The sequence below is a fragment of the Vogesella mureinivorans genome (assembly GCF_007644035.1).
Taxonomy (GTDB): domain Bacteria; phylum Pseudomonadota; class Gammaproteobacteria; order Burkholderiales; family Chromobacteriaceae; genus Vogesella; species Vogesella mureinivorans.
The window spans coordinates 1-374 of record NZ_VMTV02000628.1 but is presented as its reverse complement, the minus strand read 5'-3'; the positions used below and the strand labels follow the sequence as shown (position 1 = coordinate 374).

At 40.1% G+C, this 374-nt stretch carries 1 pseudogene; it reads right to left on the bottom strand.

Going from position 1 to position 374, the window contains the following annotated elements:
• Positions 1-251: 251 nt before the first annotated feature.
• Positions 252-374: pseudogene (locus FLQ44_RS24470) on the bottom strand (hypothetical protein); the annotation flags it as partial.

Sequence of the window (374 nt, the reverse complement as noted above, 5' to 3'; positions counted from 1 at the left end):
TTTTTATTCTTTTTCCCAATTTCCCTAAAAATGTCAAAGTACCTTTTTAACCCCATACAACCCGATAAGTTATTTCACCACCACCTTGATAGGTGCTGAAAAGATTTGATAGTCATTTTGCGGGTCAATCTGATATTTGTAGCCCGCCAAAACATAAGCATGTTGTTGCTCAACAATCGCATCATCAATTTGATCGTCAGTGAGCACCTCGCCGGTATCGATTTCTTTGATTGCTTGACGAACTGCACTGCGTGGAATAATGCCGTGTTTCTCATTAAATTGAATTTGTTTAGCTCTACGACGTTCAGTCTCATCTATGGCTTTCTGCATAGAGTCCGTCACACGATCTGCATACAAGATCGCTTTACCTTTGA